This window comes from Alphaproteobacteria bacterium, from assembly GCA_020638555.1.
Classification (GTDB): Bacteria; Pseudomonadota; Alphaproteobacteria; order Bin95; family Bin95; genus JACKII01.
In genome coordinates, this window is the sequence record JACKII010000001.1 from 181,053 (window position 1) to 206,502 (window position 25,450).

Here is a 25,450-nt window from a genome sequence, read left to right on the forward strand (position 1 = left end):
AGAGCGCCTCATGAAGCGAAGGGCGCCAGCCCTGTCTCTGCCGGACCGTCTTTCCTCTTGATCACCGTTGGCAGCCCATCCTCCGCGCGCGCCGCCGGTGATACCCCATACGCAAAATCGAGAAGTTTCCGCCGTGCTGCAACCTTTGACGCAGACGATGAATCTCCAGGAATTGAAGCGCAAGACGCCGGCCGAGTTGCTGGAACTTGCCGAAGAGTTGGAGATCGAGAACGCCAGCACCCTGCGCAAGCAGGACATGATGTTCTCGGTTCTCAAGCAACTGGCCGACCGCGAAGTGACGATCACCGGCGACGGTGTGCTGGAAGTCCTGCCCGACGGGTTCGGCTTTTTGCGCTCGCCGGACTCGAACTATTTGCCCGGACCGGACGACATCTACCTTTCGCCGAGCCAGGTGCGCCGCTTCGGCCTGCGCACCGGCGACACGGTCGAAGGCGAAATTCGGGCGCCGAAGCCGGGCGAGCGCTATTTCGCGCTGGTCAAGGTCAACGCGATCAATTTCGAACAGCCGGAAAAGGTGCGTCATCGCATCAATTTCGACAATCTGACGCCGCTCTATCCGGAAGAAAAGCTGAAGCTGGAGTTCGACAAGCCCAGCGAGAACGGCGCCACCACTCGGGTGATCGACCTGATCTCGCCGCTGGGCAAGGGCCAGCGCGCCTTGATCGTCGCACCGCCCCGCAGCGGCAAGACGGTGATGTTGCAGAACATCGCCCACGCCATCGCCGAGAACAATCCGGACGTCTACCTCATCGTGCTGCTGATCGACGAGCGGCCGGAGGAAGTCACGGACATGCAGCGCTCGGTCAATGGCGAGGTGATCTCTTCCACCTTTGACGAGCCGGCGGCGCGTCACGTGCAAGTCACGGAAATGGTGCTGGAAAAGGCGAAGCGTCTGGTTGAGTACAAGCGCGATGTGGTGATCCTGCTGGACTCGATCACCCGTCTGGCCCGGGCCTACAACACCGTCGTGCCGTCCTCCGGCAAGGTGCTGACCGGCGGTGTCGACGCCAACGCCCTGCAGCGGCCGAAGCGCTTTTTCGGTGCCGCGCGCAATATCGAGGAAGGCGGCTCGCTCTCGATCATCGCCACCGCGCTGATCGACACCGGCAGCCGCATGGACGAGGTGATTTTCGAAGAGTTCAAGGGCACCGGCAACAGCGAAATCGTGCTGGACCGCAAGCTGGCGGACAAGCGGACCTGGCCGGCGATCGACATCGGCAAGTCCGGCACCCGCAAGGAAGAATTGCTGGTCAGCCGCCAGGATCTGCAGAAAATGTGGGTGCTGCGCCGCGTGCTGATGCCGATGGGGCCGCAGGACGCCATGGACTTCCTGCTGACCAAGCTGAAGGAAAGCAAGAGCAACACGGATTTCTTCCAGGCCATGAACCAGTAATTGCAGTCGGTATCGGCAAGCGCGGGCCATCGTCTGCGGATCGGTTTCCGGCTCTGAGCGGGAGTATGGGCGGGGGCGGTTCTGATCCCCTCCAACCTCGGTGCCGCTGTCTGCGACAGCGGGCTCAAATGGACATTGGGTCGGTGAGAAGCGGATCGCAGTGCGAGGAGCCGAATGTTGGCGCCATCCGTAAGGGCCTGGATGGACCGGATCAAACGGGATATCTGGGTGCTGTGTCTGGCGGCCCGCGATCCACGGGTGCCATGGCTTGCCAAGGCCCTGGTCGTGTTGGCCCTGGCCTATGCCTTGAGCCCGATCGACCTGATCCCGGATTTTATTCCGGTTTTGGGTCAGTTGGATGATCTTGTTCTGGTGCCGGCGGTCGTTTTGCTGGCCGTCCGGTTCATACCGGGGCCGGTCATGGCGGATTTGCGGGCTGAAGCGGCGAGGCGGGCGGGCGAACGGTTGCCGGTCAGCCGGGCGGGACTGGTGCCGGTTCTGCTTCTCTGGCTGGCATTGGCACTGGCGATTGGCCTGGCGATGTTTGCCGGCGTCTGATTTCGTGCGTTGCCGGTTTTGTCGGTAGGGGAACCGCCCCGACCGCCAGTTTGCGACTGCCGGGGGCGGTCCATAGAGGATTTATTTCCGGTTATTTCAAGGTTTTGGCGAACACCTCGGCCGTGCGGCCGTTGGCCAGATCGGCATTGTCCTTGTTGTAGGGTTTGCCGCCGATGCGGGCAAAGGCATGGTCCATGCCGGGATAGCTGTAGACGGTGGCATGTGCGTTGCCTGCCAGCCCGGCCTTGACCTTGGCCTGGGCCTCTTTCGGGACGAACCCGTCTTCTTCGGCGATGTGCAGCACGAGCGGCGCCTTGATATTGGCGGCCTCGTTCAGGGCTTCTTCGATGCCGACGCCGTAATAGCCGATATTGCAGTCGGCATCGGACCGGCAGGCCATCAGATAGGCGAGCTTGCCGCCCAGGCAGAAGCCGACCGTGCCGACCTTGCCATTGCTGCCGTCGAGCTTGCGGGCATAGGCAACGGTGGCTTTCAGGTCGGCAATGCCGTTCTCGACGTCGAAGCCCTGATAGAGTTCGAAGGCCTTTTTCCATTCCTCATCAGTGGCATCGGTGATGTCCACATGCGGTTCCTGGCGCCAGAACAGGTCGGGTGCGATGGCGATATAGCCCTTGCTGGCCCAATCCTGGGCGATGTCGCGCATGGCATGGTTGACGCCGAAAATCTCCTGAATGCAGACGACGACCCCGGCGGCAGTGCCGCCGGCGGGGCGCACCAGATGGGCGTCGAACGAGCCGCCGTCATGGGCGGGAATTTGGACCCAGTTGAGCATGGGGAACCTCCTGCAACGGATAGAATGAGGGTTGCCGCGCGACTATGCGGGTTCCGCGGTAGGGGTGCAATCTCCGGCTTCGGACATGCCGGACCGATGGACCTGCGGCAGAGGAAGTTTCTTGCGCGCCGCCAAGTGCGGGGCGAGACTGCGGCGTTCCGCTTTTCCGAGTCAGAGGATGATCGTCCCGTGCTGCACGAACTTCGCACCTACACGTTTCGCGCCGGCCAGGCCCCGCTCGCCGCCAAGAATTCCGGCACCGTCGCCCGCGATATTCGCGGCGACGAGTACGGCAAGCTGGAAGGCTATTGGGTGCCCGAAGTGGGTCCGCTGAACCAGGTCATGCATTTGTGGAGCTATGACAGCTTCGCCCACCGGGAAGAGCGGCGGAAGGCGCTGGCCCAGAACGAGCGCTGGGGAAAGGAATATTTGCCTTTGATCCGGCCGATTATCCTGCGCCAGGACATTCGTCTGCTGAACCCGATCATCGGGCCGGTGGCGCCGGTGGACGCCAGCAATCTGTACGAGTTCCGCTATTACCGATTGCAGGTCGGAGCAATGAAACGCTGGCTCGACCTGTTCACCAAGGCGCTGACCGTGCGCGAGAAATATTCCAAGATCGTCGGCCTCTGGACCACCGAGGCGGGCCAGCCGAACGAGGTCTGCCATATCTGGGCCTACAAGGATTTCGCCGCGCGCATGCAGGCCCGCACCGCAGCCACCGAGGACGCGGACTGGCGGGCGTTCCTGAAGGAAGGCGGGCCACTGATCGAGGAAATGAACAATGTTCTGATGCTGCCGTCGGCCCACTCGCCGTTGCAGTAAACGGCAAGGGGCCGGTGGTAGGCTGAGGGCCGAAAATCCGTTTGGGCCTTGCGCCTCGACCCGTGGCACAAGGGAGCGATGGAGCATCTGGGGAAGCTCTGTTTGAAGATTGATCAGGCGGCGGCGGCAAACGGCGTGGGGTACTGCACTCTGGCTCAAGTCATCGCCGCCGATCGCCGTCGGAGCCCGCGCGACACCTTGTTTTGCCGTCATCAAGCAGATAGAACGTATATCGAACATAAGGCGATTATGGTCGATGACGATGACGGCAGAGACACACAGGATAGGGCTTCGCCGCTTGGCGGAGCTGGGGCCTGCGATGCGAGGTCTCACCACGACCGCTGCGGGACTGGCGGATGCCGCGGCGGCAAGGACTCTCGTGACATTCGACAGTCCGTCTCTGGATTCCGCCCTGCCGGAGGGTGGGCTGCGGCGAGGCGCCGTGCACGAAATCCTGGGGCCGGGTCGGGATCGGCGGGGCGATGGGGCTGCCGCCGCGTTTGCCGCCGTGTTGCTCGGCCGGCTGATGCAAACGGACCCGGCACGGCGACCGGCCGTCTGGTGTTCAAACCGGAGGGTGGCGCTGCGACAGGCGGATTTGGCGGGCCGGCCCTACCCGCTCGGTCTGGCCGGATTTGGCGTGGCGGTGGACCGGCTGTTGTTCGTTGAGAGTGCTAGCGACGGTGAAGCCTTGTGGGCGACGGAAGAAACGGCCCGGAGTGCGGCTGCCGCCGTGCTGGTCGTCGAGCTTGGCCGGTTACCGGCCGTGGCCGCGCGCCGCCTGCAACTGGCTGCAGAAGCAAGCAATACGGCGGTTCTGGCGCTTCGTTCCGCCAGCGACGGCGTCGGCAATGGCTTCGTTCATAGCCGCTGGCAATTGCAGACCGTGCCAGCGACGGCGTCGGTCAGCGCCGGCGAATGCCGCTGGCGCCTGGATCTGCTCAGGTGCCGCGGGTCCTGGGGTATCCGGGGCGGCGGGGGCCGTGCGTCCTGGCTGTTGCGCTGGCGAAACGGCCGGTTGCGTTCGGAGCCCTGGCAGGACGAGCGCCCCGAAACGCCCGCCGAGCGCCATCCGCCGGCGCTGCGTATGGCCCGGTGATTTTCCTTGTCCGGTGACTTTCCCTGCCCGGCACGATAAGAGGGGCGCCGCAGCCGTGCTTTCTTGCCGACAATCCCGATGCCGAGCGAATTCCTGTCCGCTTCCTCTGACACCATCGTTGCCCTGGCGAGCGGCAATCCGCCGGCCGGGGTGGCCGTGCTGCGTTTGTCGGGCGGGGCCGCGTTCGCTGTCTTGCAGGTGCTGACCCGCCCACCTTTGCCGGAGCCGCGGCGTATGGCGATGCGGGCGCTCCACGATCCGGACACCGGCGAATTGCTGGATCGCGCCCTGGCGGTACGGTTTGTGGCGCCGAACAGCTTTACCGGTGAGGATACGGTCGAACTGCACCTCCACGGCGGCCCGGCCATTGTCGCCGACACGCTGGCGGCGATCCTGCGCCAACCCCATTGCCGCCAGGCACGGGAAGGCGAGTTCACGCGGCGGGCATTCGACCATGGCAAGCTGGATCTGACGGCGGTGGAAGGCCTGTCCGACCTCGTCCGCGCCCGCACGGCGGCGCAGCGGCGCCAGGCGCTTTCGGCGGCGGGTGGCGAGGCGCATCGCACATTGCTCGACTGGCGCGACCGGCTGTTGCGGGCCCGCGCGCTCACCGAAACCCTGATCGATTTCGTCGACGAGGATATTCCGGACGACCTGATTGGCGACGCCCGGTCGTCCGTCGCGGCGGTCGCGCAGGCGATGCGGGCGGCCCTGGCCGATGCCGATGCGGGCTTTGCGGTGCGCGACGGCCTGCGGGTCGCCATTGTCGGCGCGCCGAATGTCGGCAAGTCCACGCTGCTCAACGCGCTCGCCGGCCGCGAGGCGGCCATTGTCTCCTCGGTGGCGGGCACCACGCGCGACGTGGTCGAAATCACCCTGGATCTGGCCGGCCATCTCGTCATCATTGCCGACACCGCCGGCTTGCGGGAAACCGCCGACACCATCGAGGCCGAGGGGGTTCGGCGTGCGAAAGCGGCGATGCAGCGGGCCGACCTCTGTATCGAGGTGCGCGACCTCAGCGATCCGACCGCCATGGCCCGGATGGCCGATGACGGCCTGCCGGCGGACCGGACGGTCGTGTTCTGGAACAAGGCCGATCTCGCCGAACGGGATGCCCCCGCCGGAGCACTGGCCGGCGCGGCGGCGACCGGATGCGGGATCGATGCGCTGCGGCAGCTGATCCTCGACACGGCGCGCGCGCTGGCCAGCCGGGGCGAGCACGCGGTGATCCAGCGCACCCGACATCAGACCGCGCTCGCCGCGGCGGTGGACGCCCTGGCGCTGTGGGAGGAAGCGGGCGTTTCCGAAGAGATTTTGGCATCGGCGCTCGATCATGCTATTCGGGCGCTGGATCAGGTGGTGGGCGCTTCCCATGTGGAGCACATGCTGGACATCATTTTTCGCGAGTTCTGCATCGGCAAGTAACCGGGGTTTCACGTGAAACACGCGGAGTTCCTCGGTGGATCGGCACCGCCCAACGATAAGGACCAGGGTCTGTTGAAGTATGACGTGATCGTTGTTGGCGGCGGCCATGCCGGCACCGAAGCCGCAGCGGCGGCGGCGCGCCTGGGGGCCCGGGTCGCGCTGGTGACCCATCGCGCCGACACGATCGGTGAAATGTCGTGCAATCCGGCCATGGGTGGCGTCGGCAAGGGCCATTTGATCCGCGAGATCGATGCGCTGGACGGCGTCATGGGACGGACTACCGATGCCGCCGGCATCCAGTTTCGCCTGCTGAATCGCAGCAAGGGCCCGGCGGTGCACGGCCCCCGCGCCCAGGCCGACCGGGTGTTGTACAGGCAGGCGGTGCAGCGCCTTTTGCGGCAATGGTCGAACCTGGACGTGATCGCCGACCCTGCCGCTGCGTTGATCTGCACGGCGAATGCGGTCGGCGGGATCGTCTGCGAGTCCGGTCTCGAAATCCGCGCCGCCGCCGTGGTGATCACCACCGGCACGTTTCTGCGCGGCATCATCCATATCGGCGAGAGGCAAACCCCCGCCGGCCGGTTCGGGGAGCCCGCCAGTAACCGCTTGTCGGAGGCGTTCCTGTCCGCCGGGTTTCATCTGAACCGCCTGAAAACCGGTACGCCGGCGCGGCTCGATCGCAACAGCATTGCTTATGACGCCTGTCAGTTGCAGCCGGGAGACGACCCGCCGCAGCCGTTGTCGACCCTGACGGCGGCCATCCAGAACCCGCAAATCCCCTGCCACATCACGCACACCACCCCGGCCGGCCATGCGCTGGTGCGGGAGAATGTGCATCGCACGGCCATGTATGCCGGCAAGATCGCCGGGCCCGGCCCGCGCTATTGTCCCTCGATCGAGGACAAGGTGATGCGGTTTGCCGACCGCGAGCACCACCAGATTTTCCTGGAGCCGGAAGGACTGGAGAGCGATCTGGTCTATCCGAACGGCATCAGCACCTCGCTGCCGCAGGAGGTGCAACTGGCCTTTCTGCGGACGATTCCGGGGCTGGAACGGGTCGAGATGGTGCGGCCCGGCTATGCCATCGAGTACGATTTCATCGATCCGCGCGAGCTGGGGCCGACGCTGGAGACCAAGCGCCTCGCCAATCTGTTCCTGGCCGGCCAGATCAACGGCACCACCGGCTATGAGGAGGCGGCGGCGCAGGGCCTCATCGCCGGCCTGAACGCGGCACGCCGCGCCGGCGGCCAGGAAGGCGTGGTGTTCGACCGCGCCGACGGCTATCTGGGCGTGCTGATCGACGATCTGGTGACCCGCGGCGTCGACGAGCCCTACCGCATGTTCACCTCGCGCGCCGAATATCGCCTCTCGATGCGGGCGGACAATGCCGACCAGCGTTTGACGCCGCGCGGCCTGGCCCTGGGCCTGGTCGGGTCCGAGCGTGCGGCCGCGTTTCAGGCGAAAAGCGACGCGCTGGCGGAGGGTCGGGCCCGACTTCAGGCCGAGACCGTGACCGCGGCCGAGCTGGCCCTGCACGGCCTGGCCGAGAAAGCCGATGGCCGCACGCGCACCGCCTGGAACATTCTGGGCCGCCATCGCACCGAGCCCGAGCGCGTGCGGGCGGTCTGGCCCGCGCTGCGTGACATCTCGCCACCGATCCTCGATCAGTTGGCGATCGAGGCGCATTACGAGGGCTATCTGCAGCGCGAAACCCAGGATATCGCCCGCTATCGTCAGGATGAGGATCTGCTGTTGCCGCTCGACCTCGACTATGGCCGGGTCGCGGGGATCTCCACCGAAGAGCGCCAGAAGCTGGGACGGACCCGGCCGGCGACCCTGGGTGCGGCCGGGCGGATTCCGGGGATGACGCCGGCTGGTCTCATCGCCTTGCTGCGTCACGTGAAACGGCGGCCGGGGCGTTCGGCCGCGTGAAGGGGCGCGATCCTTCTCCCGACGCGGCGGCGCTGGCGGCCATGCGGGCGATCCGGCCGGTGTCGGACGCGGTGGCCGGCCGGCTGGCGGTGTATGCCGAGCAGTTGCGGCTTTGGCAGCGGAAAACGAATCTTGTGGCACCTTCGACGCTCGATTCGCTCTGGCACCGGCATTTTCTCGACAGCTGGCAGATTTTGCCGTTGTTGCCGGAACCGGACGGCCGGGCCGTGGTGGATCTTGGCAGCGGCGGCGGCTTTCCCGGCCTGGTCCTGGCCATGGCCGGTTGCAATCCGGTGCATCTGGTGGAGGCCAACGGGAAAAAGGCCGGCTTTCTGCGCTATGTGGCCGCCCAAACCGGAACCGACGTGACAATTCATGCCTGCCGTATCGAAGACCCGGCCCTGTCCGGTCTGGCGCCGGTGGCGGCGGTGACGGCCCGGGCTTGTGCCGCACTGCAGCAATTGCTGGCCTGGGCGGCACCGCTGGTTGACCCTGACAGCCGCTTGGTGTTCTTGAAAGGGCAGTCCTGGCGTGAGGAGATCGCCGCGGCGGAACGCGACTGGGCTTTTGCCTGGTCGGCGACGCCCAGCGTCACCGACCCCGAGGCTGCGATCGTCACTGTCACCGCATTGGAGCCGCGCCGTCCGCATGCCCTCGCCTGAAATGCCCCGCATCGTCGCCATCGCCAATCAGAAGGGCGGCGTCGGCAAGACGACCACGGCCGTGAACCTGGCCGCGGCGCTGGCACTGGCAGGCGAGCGGGTTCTGGTGATCGATCTCGACCCGCAAGGCAATGCGTCGACCGCGCTGGGCATGGGCTGGCAGCAACGCCAGCGCAATGTCTATCACGTGCTGTGCGACGAATGTGGGCTGGCGGAGGCCGTCATGCCGACCGGCGTGGACCGCCTCACCTGCGTGCCGGCCACAGTGGACCTGGCGGCGATCGAGGTGGAACTGTCCGAAAGCCGTGGCCGCGAACTGCTGTTGCGTGAGGTTTTGCAGCAGTTGAATGGGTTTCTGGCGACCCGCCGACCGGACGTGGTGCTGATCGACTGTCCGCCGGCGCTGGGCCTTCTGACCGTGAACGCGCTGGCCGCGGCCGACAGCCTGCTGGTGCCGTTGCAGGCGGAATTCCTGGCGCTGGAGGGCCTCAGCCATCTGCTGCGCACGGTCGAGACGGTGACCGACCGCATCAATCCCGGCCTGATGATCGACGGCGTGCTCATGACCATGGTCGACCGCCGCAACAATCTCTGTGCTGCGGTGGTGGACGACGCCCGCAGCTATCTGGGCGAACTGGTGTATGCGACGGAGATCCCGCGCAATGTGCGCCTGTCGGAGGCGCCGTCGCACGGCATGCCGGTGGCGCTGTACGATCCCCGCTGCGCCGGCACCCAGGCGTATGCGGCACTGGCCGATGAGTTTCTGGCGCGGCATCGCGCCTGGCAGCAAAGGACGGGATGATGGCCGACAATCCCTCCCCAAAACCCGCCGGCCGGACCGGCGGTGGCCGCGGCAAGCCGTTGGGTCGGGGTTTGGCCGCGCTTCTGGGCGACGTGTCTGCTGCAGCGGCTCCGAGCGGGGTCGTGTCCGTGCCGGTCGGACGGCTTGCACCGTCGGCGGTGCAGCCGCGGCGCCATTTCGATGAAGCGGCCTTGGCGGAATTGGCGGAATCGCTGAAAGCGCACGGCGTGATTCAGCCTTTGGTGGTTCGGGTCCGACCCGATCCGGCCGCGGCCTCGCGGGCGCCGCAATACGAAATCGTCGCCGGCGAGCGGCGCTGGCGGGCGGCGCAGCGGGCCGGGCTTGACGCCGTGCCGGTGTTGGTGCGCGAGATTTCTGACCGGGAGGCGTTGGGCCTCGCCCTGGTCGAAAACCTGCAACGGGCCGATCTCTCGCCGATCGAGGAAGCGGAGGCCTACCGACGGTTGACCGAGGAGTTCGGCCTGACCCAGGATGCGGTGGCGAACCTGGTCGGCCGCAGCCGGCCGCAGGTCAGCAACATGCTGCGCCTGCTGCGCCTGCCGCCGGAGGTGCGGGAGATGGTGGCGGATGGGCGGCTTTCGGCCGGCCATGCCCGCGCGCTCGTCGGCCTTGCCGACCCGGAGGCGCTGGCCGAACGGATCGTGCGCGAGGGCCTGACCGTGCGCGATGCCGAGCGGTTGGTACAGGCGGGAACCGCCGCCGATCCGCCGAAAGTGGTCAGCCGCACCCTGCGCGACCCGAATGTGGTCGCGGTCGAAAACGAACTCACGGCAGCGCTGGGCCTGAAAGCCTCGCTCAAGGTCAAGGACCGGAGTCAGGGCTCGCTGACGCTGCACTATCGCTCGCTCGAGCAGCTGGATGGCCTGCTGGCCCTGCTGCATGGGCGCATGAACTGAGACTGGACCGGAGATCGGCGGCCAGTCGCCACTAGAGGACCCGTGTCATGACCGTGCATCAGACCGATGTCGCCGTAATCGGCGCCGGCCCGGTGGGCCTGTTTGCGGTGTTCGAACTGGGCATGGTCGGCCTGCGCTGCCATGTGATCGACGCCTTGTCGGCCGTTGGAGGCCAATGTGTGGCGCTGTACCCGGAAAAGCCGATCTACGACATCCCCGGCTATCCCATGGTCGAGGCGCAGCAGCTGATCGACCGGCTGGCCGAACAGGCGGCGCCGTTCGAGCCAGTGTATCATCTGGGCGCGCCGGTCACGGGCCTGGAAGAATTGCCGACCGGCCGCTGGGCGCTGACCACGGCGGCCGGCGCGCGGGTCGAAGCCGGCGCGGTCATCATTGCCGCCGGCGTTGGCGCGTTCGGCCCCAACCGGCCGCCGCTCGCGGGGATTGCCGACTATGAGGGCCGCAGCGTCTTCTATCTGGTGGATCGGCGCGAGGCGTTTCGGGACAAGCGGGTGGTGATCGCCGGCGGCGGCGATTCCGCGGTCGACTGGGCCATTTCCCTGGCGGAAATCGCCGCGTCCGTGGCCGTGGTCCATCGCCGCGACAAGTTCCGCGCTGCCCCGGAAAGCGAGCGCCGCCTGCGGGCACTGGCCGCGGACGGGCAGATCGAGATGGTGGTGCCGTATCAACTGGCCGGCCTCGAAGGCGCCGGGGGTCAGCTGTCGGCCGTGGTCGTGCAGACCCTGAAAGGCGAGACCCGCAGCGTGCCGGCGGATGTGCTGCTGCCGTTTTTCGGCCTGTCCATGGATCTCGGGCCGATTGCCGAATGGGGTCTGGCGCTGGAGCACAAGCATATCGCCGTCGATGCGGCGACCTGCGCCACCAGCCGGCCGGGATTGTTCGCCGTCGGCGATATCGCGACCTATCCGGGCAAGCTCAAGCTGATCCTGACCGGCTTCAGCGAGGCGGCCATGGCGGCCCATGCCATTCACCCGCTGCTACGCCCGGACGAGATTCTGCACTTCGAATACTCCACCACCAAGGGTGTGCCGGGCTGAGACGAAGGGCCCTTTCGCTTCTGTCTTGCGGAAAGCGATGAAATGCCGCACACTATCGGTGTCGAGGGACCATCCCCCGAGCCGTCCTTCGGCGACAGCGCGAGGTTATCACCGCCACGCTGACGAAAGGAGTGTCTGGCATGATCGTTCGGCAAATCCTGAAAACCAAGGGCAGCACCGTGACGGCGGTTCCGGCGGCGGAGCCGGTGGTCAACGTGGCCACCCTGCTGACCGAGGCGCGAATCGGTGCGGTGTTGGTGCATGACTCTTTCGGCCAGCCGGCTGGCATCGTTTCGGAGCGGGATATCGTGCGCGGGATTGCAACCCGGGGCGTCAGCGTGCTGGACGAACCGGTGGAATCGTTGATGACCACGGATATCATCACCTGCTCGCCGGACGATCACATCGACGCGCTAATGCGGGTCATGACCGACCGGCGCGTGCGCCATCTGCCGGTGATCGAAAACGGGCATCTGGCCGGGATTATTTCCATCGGCGATGCGGTGAAGGCTCGTATCAGCGAGTTGGAAAGCGAAGGTGAGGCCATGCAGCGCTATATTTCCGCCAACGCCTGACGCAATTTCCGGCGAGCCGCCGGAACCTGACAGCCTTTATGCGGTCCGGTCCCCCAAATGGGTCGTGGCTCCATCGCCGATGGACGATGGAGCCAGCTTCGACTACCGGCCGCGGTCGCCCGGATGGCGAAAGCGCCCGTGACCGTCATGATGGCGACCGCGGCCGTGGCGTCCACGCCATTCGTCCCGCCGGTGGCGATGGTAGCGACGGCCGTCGCGCCAGTCTTCGCGCACCCGGTATTGGTGGGGGCGAGGCGCATAGTACCGGTAATGGTCCCGGATCGGCGCGCGATACCGATAATGGTCCGGCGCCAGCAGGACGCCGACCGGCCAATCGAAAATCACGTGCAGATCGACATCGGCCTTGGCAGGCGCACTGCCCATGACGGCGATTGTCGCGGCCGTGACGACACCCGCACTCCAACGCAACACTGTGTCTAGTCGCTTGTTCAGAGCCATGATGGCCTCCTCACGATCGAACTAGAACGCACCATGGCCACTATCGCCCGCCGGGCGGGTTGAAACCAATAACGTTTCCGTCAGCGGTTTGTGTTCGCTGGACGGGCGGCGGCGTCAGGCCGCGTGGCGCGCCAGTGCGCGCAGGTCGGTATCGTCACAGAGATTCAGAGGGTTATCCCAGTCTCTCCCCCGCACATACGCCGGCCGCGGATCCGGAATATCCTCCGGTCGGTTGGCGCAGGTGTTGTAGCAGAGAAAGATCTGCCACCGGTTGTCGGCGGAGAGATTGTGGCCGGAAGCGTGCAGCAGGTTGCAATCGAAAATCACGCCGTCTCCCGGCTTCGACGTGATCGCGACGGGCGGGCCGTATTTCCGGATCCGTTCGCGCGTGACCGCGTGCGGCACGGCATAGAGGTGATAGGCGGTCGACGTGTCATAGACTGCGTCGTGCCGGCCTTCCCGATGGCTGCCGGGCAGGAAATAGAGGCAGCCGTTGATCTCCTCGGCGGTGTCCAGGCTCACCATCAGCGTGGTCATGTCCGGCCGGCGAATGCCGTCCAGCTGCCAGGAGCCGAAATCCTGGTGCCAGGGCCAGGCCGAGCCCTCGATGGAGGTTTTCAGGTTGCATTTGGTGTGATGCAGATAGAGCGCCTCGTCCTTCAGCACCTGCCGGGCGACGCCCAGTGTGCGCGGCAGGCGCACCAATGCGGCCATGGCCTCGGAACTGACCGCCCGGTCCGGCTGGTGCAGGCCCAGCATGATCTTGGGCGGACCGTCGTCGGACTCGCGTTTCACCTCTTCGGCCTTGATCCGGGCGACCCGTTCGATTTCGGCGCGCAGCAGCGCCACCTCGCCCGCATCCAGCAGGTTCGGCAGCAGCAAAAAGCCGTCGCGGTCGTAGGCGGCGCTTTGTTCGGACGTGAGTTGCATGGGCAGGGCTCCTTTCCGGGGATCAGTCGAGGGCGAGGCCGAACTCCGTGGCAATCGCCGCCGTGTGCTCGCCCAGCAGCGGTGCGCCCTGGGGCGAACGCACCGGGGTTGCGGCAAAGCGGATCGGGTTCAGGACCACCGGGATTTCTCCCGCGGCCGTGTGCGGGGCCGTGCCGACCAGGCCGCGCTCGCGCACTTCCGGCGAATCCACCGCCTCGCCGATGGTGCGGATCGGCCCGCCGGGCACGCCGGCGCCGCGCATGGCCTCGACCCACTGGTCGCGGGGCTGGGTGGCGAAGGCCTGTTCGATCTCGGCGACCAACGCCGCCTTGTTCTGCACCCGGGCGGAGTTGGTGGCATAGCGCGGGTCATCCAGCCAGTCCGCCCGATGGACGATGGCGTCGACGAATTTGCGCCAGACCCGTTCGCCGCCGAGGGTCATCTGCAAGGGGCCGTCGCTCGCCTGAAACACGCCGATGGGCGCGGCGGCCGGGCTGCTGTTGCCGTGGCGCGTCGGCGGGTCGCCGGAAATGCGGTAGTTCATGCCATAGAAATAGGTCATGGCGAGCGCATTGCGGAACAGGCCGACGCTCACCGCCTGGCCCGTGCCGGACTCCTCGCGGGCGATCAGGGCCGCCAGGATGGCCTGAACCAGGCTGTTGGCCGCGGTCAGCTCCATCATCGGCAGGCCGGATTTGGCCGGCGGCCCTTCCGGCAGGCCGCTGATCGCGCCCCAGCCGCTGGCCGCCTGGTGCAGCGCGTCGCGGCCGACGGAACCGTCCGGAAGGGTCGGGTCGATGGCGGCATGGATCAGGCGCGGCGCTGCGGCGCGCAGGGCGTCGGCACCCAGGCCGAGGGCGGCCATGGCCTCGTCCGGGGAGTCAATGACCGCCACGTCGGCCCGCCCGGCCAGGGTCCGGGCGGCGCGCTGGCCGCTCTCGGTCGCAAGGTCCAGCACCAGCGAGCGCTTGTTGCGGTTCAGGGCGAGAAAGGCCGCGGAGTCGCCATTGGTGAGCCGTGGCCCCGGCCAGGCCCGCACCGGGTCGCCGCCGGGCGGTTCCACCTTGATGACGGTGGCGCCAAGGTCGCCCAGCATCTGGGTGGCGGCGGGGCCGGCAACGCCGGCGGTGAAGTCGGCAACGGTGATGCCGTCCAGGATCGAAGCCATGTTACGCCGCCTCCTCTGCCGCGCCCATGGCGCCGGTGGCGCGCAAGCGGGCCGCCCGTTCGGTGTCATAGCCGAGCCATTCCCGCAGAACGGCCGCCGCATCGCGCCCCAACAGCGGAGCCCCTTGCGGCGCGCGGGCCGGGCTGCCCTCCAGGCGCATCGGGCTCGGCATGTCGGGTGCCTCGCCCAGGTCCGGGTGCGGCACCGATACCAGCGCCTGCGAGGCGGCCGGGTCGGCGAAGGCTTCCGGGATTTCCCGGGCCTCGAAGCAGGGCACGCCCGCGGCCTGCAACGCCACCAGCACTTCCAACCGGGTGAGCGGCGCCAGCACGTCCGCCAGCGCCCGGTCCACCCTGGCACGGTCGGCGATGCGGCCGGCATTCGTCCCCCAGTCCGATGGCGCGGAAAGACCCAGCGCCTGGGCCAGCGCCCGGAACTGGGCGTCGGTCTCGACCGCCAGGACGATGTCGCCGTCGGCAGAGGCATAGCGGCCGACCGGATGCAGGAAATAATCGCCATTGCCGAGCCGCTCCGGCACCGTGCCGTCCAGCAGATAACCGGTGGCGTGCAGGCCGGTCTGGGCAAAGCCGGTGTCGAACAGCGGCACTTCCAGGAACTGGCCCTGGCCGGTGCGCTTGCGGTGGTAGAGCGCGGCCAGCACGCCGACGCCGCCGGTGAGCCCGGTGGAGACGTCCACCATCGGGATGGCGGTGCGCACGGGCTCCTGGTGCGGGTGTCCGGTCAGCGACATGAAGCCGCTTTCCGCCTGCACCACCGGGTCGTAGCCGAGCCGCTTCTGAAACGGCCCGGTGCGGCCATAGGCCGAGGTGGAGCAATAGATCAGGTCCGGGCGCTGCACGCTCTCATAGTCCAGCCCGAACTTGGCCATGACGCCGGTGGAGAAATTCTCGATCACCACATCCGCCGCGTCGATCAGCGCCCGCGCCGTCGCACGGCCTTCCGGCACCGAGAGGTCGAGCGCGATGGAGCGCTTGTTGCGGTTGTAGCAAAGGAACGCGCCGGAAAGCCCGTGATAGTCCGGCGGGGTGTAGCCGCGGGTATCGTCGCCGCCGACCGGATGCTCGATCTTGACCACGTCCGCGCCGAGATCGGCCAGGTGCATGGAAGCGAGCGGCCCGGCGATGACGCGCGAGAAATCGGCAACGCGGATGCCTGTGAGCGGCGGGCTCATGCGCTCTCTCCCGTGATGATGCCGGCGGCGGCGAGGGCAGCGATCTCGTCGGCGGCAAAGCCGTGGTCGGCCAGCACGGTGCGGGAATCCTGACCCAGCAGCGGGGCCGGGACGGGTTTTGCCACCGGTGTCTCGCTATAGCGGATCGGCGAGGTCACCATTTCCAGCCGCCCGGCGCGGGGATGATCCACCTCGGCCACCAGATGGCGCGCCCGCACCTCCGGCGCGTGCAGCGCCTCGCACAGGTCGCGCACCGATCCGGCGGGCACGCCGGCCTTGCGGAATTTGGCGATCCAATTCTCGCGCGTGTCCTGGGCGAGAATGGCGTTCAGCAAGGGCCGGAAGGTGTCGCGGTGTTCCATGCGGGCGGCGTTGGTGGCAAAGCGCGGATCGGTCAGCCATTCCGGCTTCTCCACCACGTCCTTGCAGAAGCGCTCCCACTGGCGCTCGTTGCCGATGACGACGCTGATCTGACCGTCCGCGGTCTCCGCCAGGCCGAACGGCTCCAGGAAGGGATGGCCGTTGCCATAGCGCTTTGGGCTGGCGCCGGTCATCAGTGCCACCTGGCCGTAATTGGCGGTGACGGCGATGGCGCTGTCCAGCAGGGCCAGGTCGATATGCTGCCCGACGCCGTCCCGGTTGCGGGCCAGCAGCGCCCCCAGGATGGCCTGGGTGGCGAACATGCCGGTGAAGATGTCGGCATAGCTGATGCCGGTGCGCAGCGGGTCGCCGTCACCCTCGCCGGTCATCCACATCATGCCGCTTTCCGCCTGGGCCACCGGGTCGTAGCCGGCCACCAGCTTCAGCGGCGAGGCGTGGCCGTAGCCGGAGATCGAGCAATAGACCAGGCGGGGATTGATGGCTTTCAGGGTGTCGTAGTCCAGGCCCTGGCGCTGCATCACGTCCGGGCGGAAATTCTCGATCAGGATGTCGGCCTTGGCCGCCAGCCGCTTCACCACCGCCTGGCCCTCCGGCTTGGCGATGTCGAGGGCGAGCGAGCGCTTGTTGCGGTTCGCGAACAGGAAATAGCCGGCCTCGCCGCCATGGTCGGGGCTGGGGGCATAATGGCGGGTGTCGTCGCCGGTCTTGGGATGCTCGATCTTGACGACCTCCGCGCCCAGGTCGGCCAAGTTGAGGGCGGCCCAGGGGCCGGCGAGCACGCGGGTAAAGTCGAGCACAAGCTTGCCCGCCAGCGGCGGGGCGGCGGTTCGGGTCATCGGCACCGGGTCCAGGTTCCAGAAAGGGGTTGATGCGAACGTGGCCTTATCCTTGTCGTCGCGTCCGCGGCGTGTCAATCGGGCGGCGCGCCGGCGCAGTGTCCGCGCAGGGGGAACCGGCTCTGCATTCGGCTGGCAATTCGGGGCGTTCGCGGCGTAGTTTGGCCGGAGGGAATCCGATGGAGACAATTTGTGCAACGGTTGCTGCAACATTGCCTGCACCTGCGCCTGCGCTATCTGTTTCTGGCGACGTTTGCCCTGGTCGCGGTCCTGCCGGCGGCGGCGCTGACCGGCTGGGTCGCCAACCAGGCGCTGTCTCAGGAGAAGGCCAGCGCGGGTGTGAAAGAGCGGCATCTGGCCGAAGTGGTGGCGTTCGGGCTGGATCGCTATGCCAATGACGTGCGCGCGGTGTTCGAGCATATGGCCAGCCTGGAAGACGCCGGGCACGAACAGCGGGCGGTGTTCCGTCTCGCCCGCAGCCTGGGGTTTCGCTACATCGCGCTGATCGGCGAAGACAAGAAAATCCGGGAATTCACCGACTACGCCCATGATGGCGGCGACCCGTTGCAACCGGACCTGGTGGATCGCATCGTGGCGCAGGCGACCCGCTCGCCGGCATTTCTGCCGCTGATGCGCGATGGCTTGGGCAAGCCCACCCTGTTCGTGGTCGAAGGCTATCAGGACGGCACGGTTCTGGCCGCGGCGCTCAGCACCCGGCACATCAAGGCGACACAGGAAGCCGTGTCGTTCGGTTCGGAGGGGCGGGCGGTGATCGTCGATCGCCTGGGCCAAGTCATCGCGCATCCCAAGGCGGAATGGGAGGCCGAGATCAAATCGCTGGCAAGCGTGGCTCCGGTCCAGGCGCTGCTGCGCAGCCCCGCGGGCCATATGGAATTCGACTCGCCGTCCGGTTCCGAGCCGATGATGGCCGGATACGCCCGTGCCGAAGGGTCGGGCTGGGGCGTCCTGACGGTACGCCCGATCTCGGAAATCGAAACGATCGCCTGGGACTATGCGAAGGGCTCGATCGCCTTTGTCGCCATCGGCCTGCTGGCCGCCCTCGTGTTGGCGGCGGTGATGGCCCGGGTGATCGTCCGCCCGGTGGAACGGGTGGCGGCGGTGGCCCAGCGGCTCAGCCATGGCGATATGACCGCCAAGGTCGACCCGGTGCCGCAGGTGCCGGCGGAGCTGGGAGAACTGGCGCGGACCATTAACAGCCTGTCCGCCAGTCTCAATCTCTGGCGGTTGAATCTGACCGAGAGCCTGCAGGAAGCGGAGGCGTCCAGCCGGGAGAAAAGCCATTTTCTCGCCAGCCTCAGCCACGAAATCCGCTCGCCCCTGAACGTGGTGGTCGGTTTCGCCGAGGCTTTGCGCGACGGCCAGCTGGGCAAGGGCAATCCGGCCAAGACTGCCGAATATGCGACCGACATCGCCGCGGCGGGCCGGCACCTGGTCCGATTGATCGATGGCATTCTGGCCCTGTCCCAGATCGACAACGGGCAATTGGCCATGGCAACCGGACCGGTGGCGCTGGAGGACGCCGTCTCGGCGGTGGTGCAGGTGATGGAGCCGCTGGCGGGTCGCGAGGATATCCGGTTGGACTGCGATTTGCCCCGCGACCTGCCCGACCTGTTGGTGAACGAGAGCAAGCTGAAACAGGTGCTGCTCAATCTGATCTCGAACGCGGTGAAGTTCACGCCGCAGGGCGGCTCGGTCACCGTTTCGGCGGAAGCGCTGGAGAACGGAATGGTGTCGCTGCGGATCGCGGATACGGGCATTGGCATGTCGAGCCGCGACCTGGAAACGGCGCTCAAACCCTTCGGCCGGGTCGAAAAGGCCTGGACGCGCGGGCGCACCGGCACCGGCCTCGGCCTGCCGCTTGCGCGTCAGCTGGTGGAGGAGATGGCGGGAAGCTTTGCTATCGATAGCCTGCCCGGGCGTGGTACAACCGTCACGTTGACCTTGCCGGCCACCGCTTTATCAAAGGCGGCCTGATGGCCGGTGGCCGCGGGCCGTCCCGGACGGCGCGGCGCACCGGCCGGCCTTGCCCCCTCTTCCGGAGAGCCTTATGCCCGACTCCGCCTCCTCCCAGGACCTGCACGCAGCGCTGCCGACCATGCCCGTCGGCGAGACCTTTCCGGAAATCCGCGAGGCGGTGCGCAAGCTCTGTGCGCAATATCCGGGCGCCTACTGGCAGGAAAAGGACCGGGAGCGGTCCTATCCGACCGAGTTCGTCCAGGCCCTGACCGAGGCCGGCTATCTGGCGGTGCTGATCCCGGAGGAATACGGCGGCTCCGGCCTGCCGATCTCCGCCGGCTCCGCCATCCTGGAGGAGATCAACGCCGCGGGCTGCAATGCCGGCGCCTGCCATGCGCAGATGTACATCATGGGCACGGTGCTGCGGCACGGCTCGGAAGAGCAGAAAAGGCAGTATCTGCCGAAGATCGCCACCGGCGAACTGCGCCTGCAGGCCTTCGGCGTGACCGAGCCGACCAGCGGCACGGACACGCTGTCGCTGCGCACCACCGCCGTGCGCGAGGGCGACGAATACGTGGTGAACGGCCAGAAGGTCTGGACCAGCCGGGCCGAGCATTCCGACCTCATGCTGCTGCTGGCGCGCACCACCCCGCGCGACCGGGTGGCGAAGCGGACCGACGGCCTGTCGGTGTTCCTGGTCGACATGCGCAAGGTGCTGGGCAAGGGCCTGACCATCCGGCCGATCCGGGCCATGATCAACCACAACACCACCGAACTGTTTTTCGACAATATGCGCATTCCGGCCGACAGCCTGATCGGCGAGGAAGGCCGGGGTTTCCGCTATATCCTGGACGGCATGAACGCCGAGCGCATCCTGGTGGCGTCCGACGCCCTGGGCGACGCGAAATGGTTCATCAAGACCGCGACCGACTATGCGAAGGAACGCGTGGTGTTCGGCCGGCCCATCGGCCAGAACCAGGGCATCCAGTTCCCGATTTCCGAGGTCTGGGCGCACACCCAGGCGGCCGAGTTGATGGTGCGCAAGGCCTGCGCCCTGTTCGAAGCCGGCCAGCCCTGTGGCGCCGAGGCGAACACGGCCAAATACCTGGCGGCGGAGGCGTCCTGGAAGGGCGCGGACGTCTGCATGCAGACCTTCGGCGGCTTCGGCTATGCCGAGGAGTACAATGTGGAACGCAAGTTCCGCGAGGCGCGTCTCTACCGTACCGCGCCGATCAGCTCGAACCTGATCCTGGGCTTTATCGGCGAGCACGTGCTCGGCATGCCGCGCTCGTACTGATCCCGACGCGCGTCGATACTGGGGCTGGTGTTTCCCGGCCGCCGCGGAGCGGTGGGCCGGGACCGGTCGCGCTCGCGATCACCATTGCCGGTGGTGTTCGAAGGAGGACACCGGCCCCGGATCGGCGCTCCGCACCGTCCGGGGAACAGGGCTTTGCACCTGGCTCCTAGGCCGCATCCTCCAAAATCATGGCGCTCGCCTTTTCGGCGATCATGATGGTGGGCGCGTTGGTGTTGCCGGTGGTCACCGTCGGCATGATGCTGGCATCGACCACGCGCAGCCCTTCCATCCCGTGCACCCGCAGGCGCGAGTCGACCACGGCCATCGGGTCCTCTCCCATCTTGCAGGTGCCGACGCAGTGATAGATCGTCCGCCCGGTCTCGCGGATGAAGCGTTCGAGGTCGGCGTCCGACTGCACGTCCGGGCCGGGCGAGGTTTCTTCGGTCAGGTTCTTGGCGAAGGCCGGCTGGGCGAAGATCTCGCGGGCCTGGCGGATGCCCTCTTTCGAGATGCGCATGTCGTCCGGGTCGGAGAGGAAGTTCGGCCGGATCGCCGGGCGGGTGAACGGGTCGGAGGAGATCGCCATGATCTGGCCGCGGCTGCTGGGCCGGGCGATGGAGATGGCGATGGTGGCACCCGGCTTTTGCTCCAGCACGCCGAACACGTTGTTGTCGTAGCTGGCCGGCGTGAACAGCAACTGGATGTCGGGGGAGGCCAGCCCCTCGCGGCTGTGGGTGTAGCACTGCGCCGACGACACGCCGAAGGTCAGGGCGCCGTTGCCGCGCACCACCCATTTGGCCACTTCCGGTACCACGCCGGGGAAGCGCGACAGCTCGTTGATACTGCGGGTGTTCACCGCCCGGCGCGAGACGCGCACGGTGTAGTGGTCCGAGAGATTCTTGCCGACGCCCGGCAGGTCGTGCACCACGTCGACGCCGATGTCGCGCAGATGGTCGGCCGGGCCGACGCCGGAGACGTGCAGCAGGTGCGGCGAGTTGATGGTGCCGCCCGAAACGATCACCTCCCGCACCGCCGAAATGTGCCGGTCCTGGCCGCGCTGGCGAATCCAGACGCCGGTGCAGCGCTTGCCGCCGAAGGTCAGCTTGGTGGCATAGGCCTCGGTCTCGACTGTCAGGTTCGGGCGTTTCTTTGCCGCCGCCAAAAAGGTCTGGGCGGTGGAGCCGCGGCGGCGGCCGATGCGGCTCATCTGGCTGTAGCCGACGCCTTCCGCCGGCTTGCGCCCGGACAGGTCGTCGACCTTGGGGTGGCCGGCCTGCTGGGCCGCGTCCACGAACATGTGGGTCAGTGGCAGGATGGTGCGGTAGTCGTCGATCTGCAACGGCCCGCTCTTGCCGCGATATTGCGAGTCGCCCATGGGATAGCTTTCCATGGACTTGAAATAGGGCAGGCAGTCGTCATAGCTCCAGCCGCGCGCGCCCATCTGCGCCCAGTTGTCGAAATCCGCCTTGTTGCCGCGCACGAATAGCATGCCGTTGATCGAACTGGAGCCTCCCAGCACCTTGCCCCGCGGCCAGTGCAGCGAGCGGTTGCCGGTCGCTTCCTCCGGCTCGGTCTGGTAGTTCCAGTTGATGACCGGGTGGGCCAGCAGTTTCAGCACGCCGGCCGGGATGTGGATCATCGGGTTGCGGTCCGCGGGTCCTGCCTCCAGCAGAACCACCCGGGCACCGCCGGCCGACAGGCGATCGGCCAGCACGCAGCCGGCCGAGCCGGCGCCGACAATGACGTAATCGGCTTCCATCTTGAACGTCTTTCCCTGAGATAAGCTCTGTTGGCCCAGCCTAAGACCCCGCGGGGGCCTTGCCCACCGGTTTTCCGTCCCAGCGCTCGCGCGGGAGGCGGGCGCTGTGGTAAACAGGCCGGCAAAGCCGCGCCGTCCGGCGCGCGCGAGGCCAGCCGGGGAGTGGGACTGTGAGCAAGACTGCGCCGATGCACGGAGACGCCCCGGAGCCGCTGCCGCACCTGCAAGCCATCGTCAACGAGATTGTCGACCGCATCGCCGACGAGACCGAGCGCGGCCAGGTCGCGACCTATATCCCGGAACTGGCGAAGGCCGATCTGAGCCGCTTCGGCCTGGCGGTGGTGCCGGTCGGCGCCGACCCGACGGTCTGTACCCTGCCCATTGTCGGCGGCGATGCGGACCTGCCCTTCTCGATCCAGAGCGTGTCCAAGGTGTTCACCCTGGCGATGGCATTGCAGAAATCCGGCACGAAAGTGTGGCGCCGGGTCGGTCGCGAGGCCTCCGGCAACGCCTTCAACTCCATCGTGCAATTGGAGTACGAGCACGGCATTCCGCGCAATCCTTTCATCAATGCCGGCGCCATCGTCGTCGCCGACCTTCTGCTGGACGGCCAGGCTCCGCCGGAGGCCATTGCCGGCATTCTGGATTTCGTCCGCCAGGCCGCCGGTGACGACAGCATTGCGGTGGATGCCGCGGTGGCGGCGTCGGAAAGGGCCACCGGCGACCGCAACCGGGCGCTGGCCAATTTCATGAAGGCCGAGGGCAATATCCGCCACGCCGTCGACGATGTGCTGGAAGTGTATTTCAACCAGTGCTCCATCGCCATGAGCTGTCGGCAACTGGCACTGGCCGGCCGGTTCCTGGCCAATCCGGAGGGCGCGGTCCGCCATGGCCTGCCGCTGGTGTCCGCCCGCCGTATCCGCCGCATCGCCGCGCTGATGCTGACCTGTGGCCATTACGATGCCTCCGGCGAATTCGCCTTCCAGGTCGGGATTCCGGGCAAGAGCGGTGTCGGCGGCGGCATTCTGGGCGTGGTGCCGGGGCGGGCCGCCATCGCCGCCTGGTGTCCGGGCTTGAGCGTGAAGGGCAATTCCCTGATGGGTGCGCTCGCCTTTCGCGAACTGGCACGGGCCACGGGCTGGTCGGTGTTCGGGCCCATGGGTGATTGATCCCAGCGCCTGATCCCGGCGATCGATCCGGGGCGCCCGGTTCAGGCGCGGGACCGGCCGATCCTGTAGACCGCGAACGAGGCCAGGGCGGCCACGCTCGCCCCCACCAGCACCGCGGCGATGCCGCCGATTTGGTCCGACAGCAGGCCGACGCAGAACACGAAGCTCGAATACGACGCCAGCGCCCAGCGCGAGCGGTAGATGGTCTCCACCGCAAACGCCTCGCCGAAGCGGCGGTGCAGGATCCAGAGCGAGGCGCTCATCATGATCGGGAAGGCCAGCGCCATGCCGGAGACCAGCGGCCCCAGCAGCTTGGAGTAGACCGCGACCGCGCCGATCACCGTGCCGCCCAGCACCGCCCGCGCGATGGTGGCGCGCCAGGTGCCGGCGCCCTTGCCCGGCGGCACCGGCGGCGCAGCCGGCCGGCGCATCAGCAGGGCTGCGGCCAGCACGCCCGCCGCGGCCAGGGCCACCGCCAGCGGCCAGGTCATGGGCAGGGCGACGGAGACCGCCGCCACCGCCAGCCAGGCGGCGATGCCAACGCACCAGGGCCTGAAAAACCCACCGAGCGGCGCGGCGCGCGCATAGCCGGTCATGAAGGCAAACACGCCGCCCGCCAGCGCGAACGCCGCCACGCCGGCCTCGGCCATGAACGCGTCCGAGCGCTCCCACATCATCAGGGCGAAGCCGACGCCGGAATTGAACGGATAGGTCATGGCGATGCTGGCCAGGACCGGCCCGGCGCGCTGGCCGGCCAGCACCACCAGCATCAGCACTCCGGACGCGATGCCGGCCTTCCAGACAAGCGCGATCAGGTCTGCCATTCGGGGTCTCGAACCAACGGAAACGGAAAAGTCGGGGCGGGGCTGCGCTTAGGGCTCGCGCAGGGGACTGCCTTCGTCCTAAGCTTTTGCCCGGTCTTTGACCAGCGAATCCCTCGCTTCCCTTCTCCCAAGACTGTCCCCTGCTTCCAAGATTGCGATTGTGACCGCTCCCGCCCGCCGCTCTCTCCTTGCGCCCTTTCAGGTGCGCAGTTTCCGGTTCCAGTGGCCGGCCGACCTGTTGACCTCATGGGCGCAGGAGATGGAGACGCTGATCCTGAACTGGTACATCCTGACGGCGACCGGCTCCGTCGTGATGCTGACCCTGTTCGCCTCGCTCCAGTTTCTGGGGACCCTGCTGGCTCCGGCCATCGGCAGTATCGCCGACCGCCAGGGCCGCCGCGCGGTGCTGTGCTGCCTGCGCGCCTGCTATGCCTGCCTGGCCTCCATCCTGATGGTAACCGGCCTGACCGGCACGCTGACGCCGGAGGTGGTGTTCGCCGTCGCGCTCTGCACCGGCCTGATCCGCCCTTCCGATCTGGTGATGCGCAATTCCATGATCGGCGACACGATGAGTTCCGACCTGCTGGGCTCGGCCATGGGGCTCAGCCGTATGACCATGGATTCCGCCCGCATCGCCGGTGCGTTGGCAGGCGCCGGGCTGTTCGCCACCCTGGGGCTGGGGGCCGCCTATGTCGGCGTCGTCTGCTTCTATGCGTTGAGCCTGCTGCTGACCCTGGGCACCAGCCGCGTCAGGCCCGAGCGCGACGGCCAGCCGTTCAAGATCGTGCGCGAGGTGAAGGACGGGCTGGTCTTCACCTGGAAGTCGCCGCGCATCAAGGCGCTGATGTTTTACGCCTTCCTGGTCAATCTCTGCGCCTTTCCGATCAATATGGGCGTGCTGCCGTTTGCGGCGAAAGAGGTGTTCGGCCTGGACGAAACCGGTCTCGGCCAGATGATGGCCATGTTCGGCATCGGCGCGCTGGTCGGCTCGCTGGCGATTGCGTTCACCGGCGGCCCGAAGCGGCGCGGCCGCTGGATCGTCGGCTTTATCCTGGTCTGGTATCTGTTGCTGGTGGGCTTCGGCTTTGCGACCGAGGCCTGGCAGGCCTATGTGCTGCTGGCCCTGATCGGCGTCTCGCAAGGCATTTCCATGCTGACCATGTCCATCGCCCTGCTGGATGCGGCCGGGCCGGTGATGCGGGGCCGCATCATGGGCGTGCGCATGCTGGCGGTCTATGGCCTGCCGCTCGGCCTTGCGGCGGGCGGTTGGCTGGTCGAGCATCTGGGGTATGTGAATATGGTTCTGCTCTATTGCGGCTTCGGCCTGGCCGCCACGCTGGCCATCGCCGCCGTGTGGCGACAGGCGCTGCTGCGGGAGGACTGAACCGCTCTGGCGGC

At 67.2% G+C, this 25,450-nt stretch carries 23 protein-coding genes; 15 read left to right on the forward strand and 8 right to left on the reverse strand.

Translation table 11 applies throughout. The features are described 5' to 3' along the window. The first annotated feature begins 157 nt into the window (after window positions 1–157). Complete coding sequence (rho, locus tag H6844_00845; GenBank protein MCB9927953.1) at window positions 158–1,414, forward strand: transcription termination factor Rho; 1,257 nt, start codon at window positions 158–160, stop codon at window positions 1,412–1,414. Between the two features lie 174 nt (window positions 1,415–1,588). Next, entirely contained in the window at window positions 1,589–1,972 is a 384-nt protein-coding gene (locus H6844_00850) for a DUF1232 domain-containing protein (protein MCB9927954.1), read from the forward strand. A 91-nt stretch (window positions 1,973–2,063) separates the two neighbouring features. Here H6844_00850 and H6844_00855 read toward each other — a convergent pair whose 3' ends face one another. Then, window positions 2,064–2,765 carry a dienelactone hydrolase family protein gene (locus tag H6844_00855; protein MCB9927955.1) on the reverse strand — a complete coding sequence of 234 codons (702 nt, stop codon included), beginning with the start codon at window positions 2,763–2,765 and terminating at the stop codon, window positions 2,064–2,066. A gap of 96 nt (window positions 2,766–2,861) precedes the next feature. Between H6844_00855 and H6844_00860 the strand changes: the two genes are divergently transcribed. From H6844_00860 to H6844_00900, 9 genes are all read left to right on the forward strand, one after another. Further along, window positions 2,862–3,590 (forward strand): NIPSNAP family protein, encoded by a 729-nt coding sequence (locus H6844_00860; protein ID MCB9927956.1) that lies wholly within the window; start codon window positions 2,862–2,864, stop codon window positions 3,588–3,590. A gap of 379 nt (window positions 3,591–3,969) precedes the next feature. Next, window positions 3,970–4,689, forward strand: a complete 720-nt coding sequence (locus tag H6844_00865; GenBank protein ID MCB9927957.1) for a hypothetical protein — start codon at window positions 3,970–3,972, stop codon at window positions 4,687–4,689. A 78-nt stretch (window positions 4,690–4,767) separates the two neighbouring features. Then, window positions 4,768–6,114, forward strand: coding sequence for a tRNA uridine-5-carboxymethylaminomethyl(34) synthesis GTPase MnmE (gene mnmE, locus H6844_00870; GenBank protein MCB9927958.1), 1,347 nt, complete (start codon window positions 4,768–4,770; stop codon window positions 6,112–6,114). 69 nt (window positions 6,115–6,183) lie between these two features. Continuing rightward, window positions 6,184–8,046: a tRNA uridine-5-carboxymethylaminomethyl(34) synthesis enzyme MnmG gene (gene mnmG, locus H6844_00875; GenBank protein MCB9927959.1), complete on the forward strand. Its 1,863-nt coding sequence runs from the start codon at window positions 6,184–6,186 to the stop codon at window positions 8,044–8,046. Window positions 8,047–8,087: 41 nt separating this feature from the next. Beyond that, window positions 8,088–8,708, forward strand: a complete 621-nt coding sequence (gene rsmG / locus H6844_00880) for a 16S rRNA (guanine(527)-N(7))-methyltransferase RsmG (GenBank protein ID MCB9927960.1) — start codon at window positions 8,088–8,090, stop codon at window positions 8,706–8,708. A 1-nt stretch (window position 8,709) separates the two neighbouring features. Continuing rightward, the gene (locus H6844_00885) at window positions 8,710–9,510 is read left to right on the forward strand and encodes a ParA family protein (protein MCB9927961.1); all 801 of its coding nucleotides are present in this window, start codon (window positions 8,710–8,712) and stop codon (window positions 9,508–9,510) included. Continuing rightward, complete coding sequence (locus H6844_00890) at window positions 9,510–10,427, forward strand: ParB/RepB/Spo0J family partition protein (protein MCB9927962.1); 918 nt, start codon at window positions 9,510–9,512, stop codon at window positions 10,425–10,427. The genes H6844_00885 and H6844_00890 overlap by 1 nt, the downstream gene beginning before the upstream one ends. 47 nt (window positions 10,428–10,474) lie before the next feature. Continuing rightward, window positions 10,475–11,485 carry an NAD(P)/FAD-dependent oxidoreductase gene (locus tag H6844_00895; protein ID MCB9927963.1) on the forward strand — a complete coding sequence of 337 codons (1,011 nt, stop codon included), beginning with the start codon at window positions 10,475–10,477 and terminating at the stop codon, window positions 11,483–11,485. 140 nt (window positions 11,486–11,625) lie between these two features. After that, window positions 11,626–12,060, forward strand: coding sequence for a CBS domain-containing protein (locus H6844_00900; GenBank protein ID MCB9927964.1), 435 nt, complete (start codon window positions 11,626–11,628; stop codon window positions 12,058–12,060). Window positions 12,061–12,162: 102 nt separating this feature from the next. Here H6844_00900 and H6844_00905 read toward each other — a convergent pair whose 3' ends face one another. The 5 genes from H6844_00905 to H6844_00925 form a co-directional block, all read right to left on the reverse strand. Beyond that, on the reverse strand, window positions 12,163–12,519 hold the full coding sequence (locus tag H6844_00905; protein MCB9927965.1) for a hypothetical protein: 357 nt from the start codon (window positions 12,517–12,519) through the stop codon (window positions 12,163–12,165). A 114-nt stretch (window positions 12,520–12,633) separates the two neighbouring features. Next, window positions 12,634–13,449, reverse strand: coding sequence for a phytanoyl-CoA dioxygenase family protein (locus H6844_00910; protein MCB9927966.1), 816 nt, complete (start codon window positions 13,447–13,449; stop codon window positions 12,634–12,636). 22 nt (window positions 13,450–13,471) lie between these two features. Then, complete coding sequence (locus H6844_00915; GenBank protein MCB9927967.1) at window positions 13,472–14,617, reverse strand: CoA transferase; 1,146 nt, start codon at window positions 14,615–14,617, stop codon at window positions 13,472–13,474. A 1-nt stretch (window position 14,618) separates the two neighbouring features. After that, window positions 14,619–15,809, reverse strand: a complete 1,191-nt coding sequence (locus H6844_00920; protein MCB9927968.1) for a CoA transferase — start codon at window positions 15,807–15,809, stop codon at window positions 14,619–14,621. After that, window positions 15,806–17,026, reverse strand: a complete 1,221-nt coding sequence (locus tag H6844_00925) for a CoA transferase (GenBank protein ID MCB9927969.1) — start codon at window positions 17,024–17,026, stop codon at window positions 15,806–15,808. The genes H6844_00920 and H6844_00925 overlap by 4 nt, the downstream gene beginning before the upstream one ends. A gap of 192 nt (window positions 17,027–17,218) precedes the next feature. Between H6844_00925 and H6844_00930 the strand changes: the two genes are divergently transcribed. Both H6844_00930 and H6844_00935 read left to right on the forward strand, forming a co-directional pair. Beyond that, entirely contained in the window at window positions 17,219–19,021 is a 1,803-nt protein-coding gene (locus H6844_00930; protein ID MCB9927970.1) for a HAMP domain-containing protein, read from the forward strand. A 121-nt stretch (window positions 19,022–19,142) separates the two neighbouring features. Beyond that, complete coding sequence (locus H6844_00935) at window positions 19,143–20,300, forward strand: acyl-CoA/acyl-ACP dehydrogenase (GenBank protein MCB9927971.1); 1,158 nt, start codon at window positions 19,143–19,145, stop codon at window positions 20,298–20,300. Between the two features lie 166 nt (window positions 20,301–20,466). On the opposite strand, the gene H6844_00940 is transcribed toward H6844_00935, so the two are convergent. After that, a complete protein-coding gene (locus H6844_00940) occupies window positions 20,467–22,059 on the reverse strand; it encodes a GMC family oxidoreductase N-terminal domain-containing protein (GenBank protein MCB9927972.1) in 1,593 nt (530 codons plus the stop codon). A gap of 188 nt (window positions 22,060–22,247) precedes the next feature. Here H6844_00940 and H6844_00945 point away from each other — a divergent pair, with 188 nt between their 5' ends. Next, on the forward strand, window positions 22,248–23,228 hold the full coding sequence (locus H6844_00945) for a glutaminase (GenBank protein ID MCB9927973.1): 981 nt from the start codon (window positions 22,248–22,250) through the stop codon (window positions 23,226–23,228). A 41-nt stretch (window positions 23,229–23,269) separates the two neighbouring features. On the opposite strand, the gene H6844_00950 is transcribed toward H6844_00945, so the two are convergent. Next, entirely contained in the window at window positions 23,270–24,052 is a 783-nt protein-coding gene (locus H6844_00950) for a hypothetical protein (protein MCB9927974.1), read from the reverse strand. A 160-nt stretch (window positions 24,053–24,212) separates the two neighbouring features. On the opposite strand from H6844_00950, the gene H6844_00955 reads away from it, so the two are divergent. After that, on the forward strand, window positions 24,213–25,436 hold the full coding sequence (locus H6844_00955) for an MFS transporter (GenBank protein ID MCB9927975.1): 1,224 nt from the start codon (window positions 24,213–24,215) through the stop codon (window positions 25,434–25,436). Window positions 25,437–25,450 lie beyond the last annotated feature (14 nt).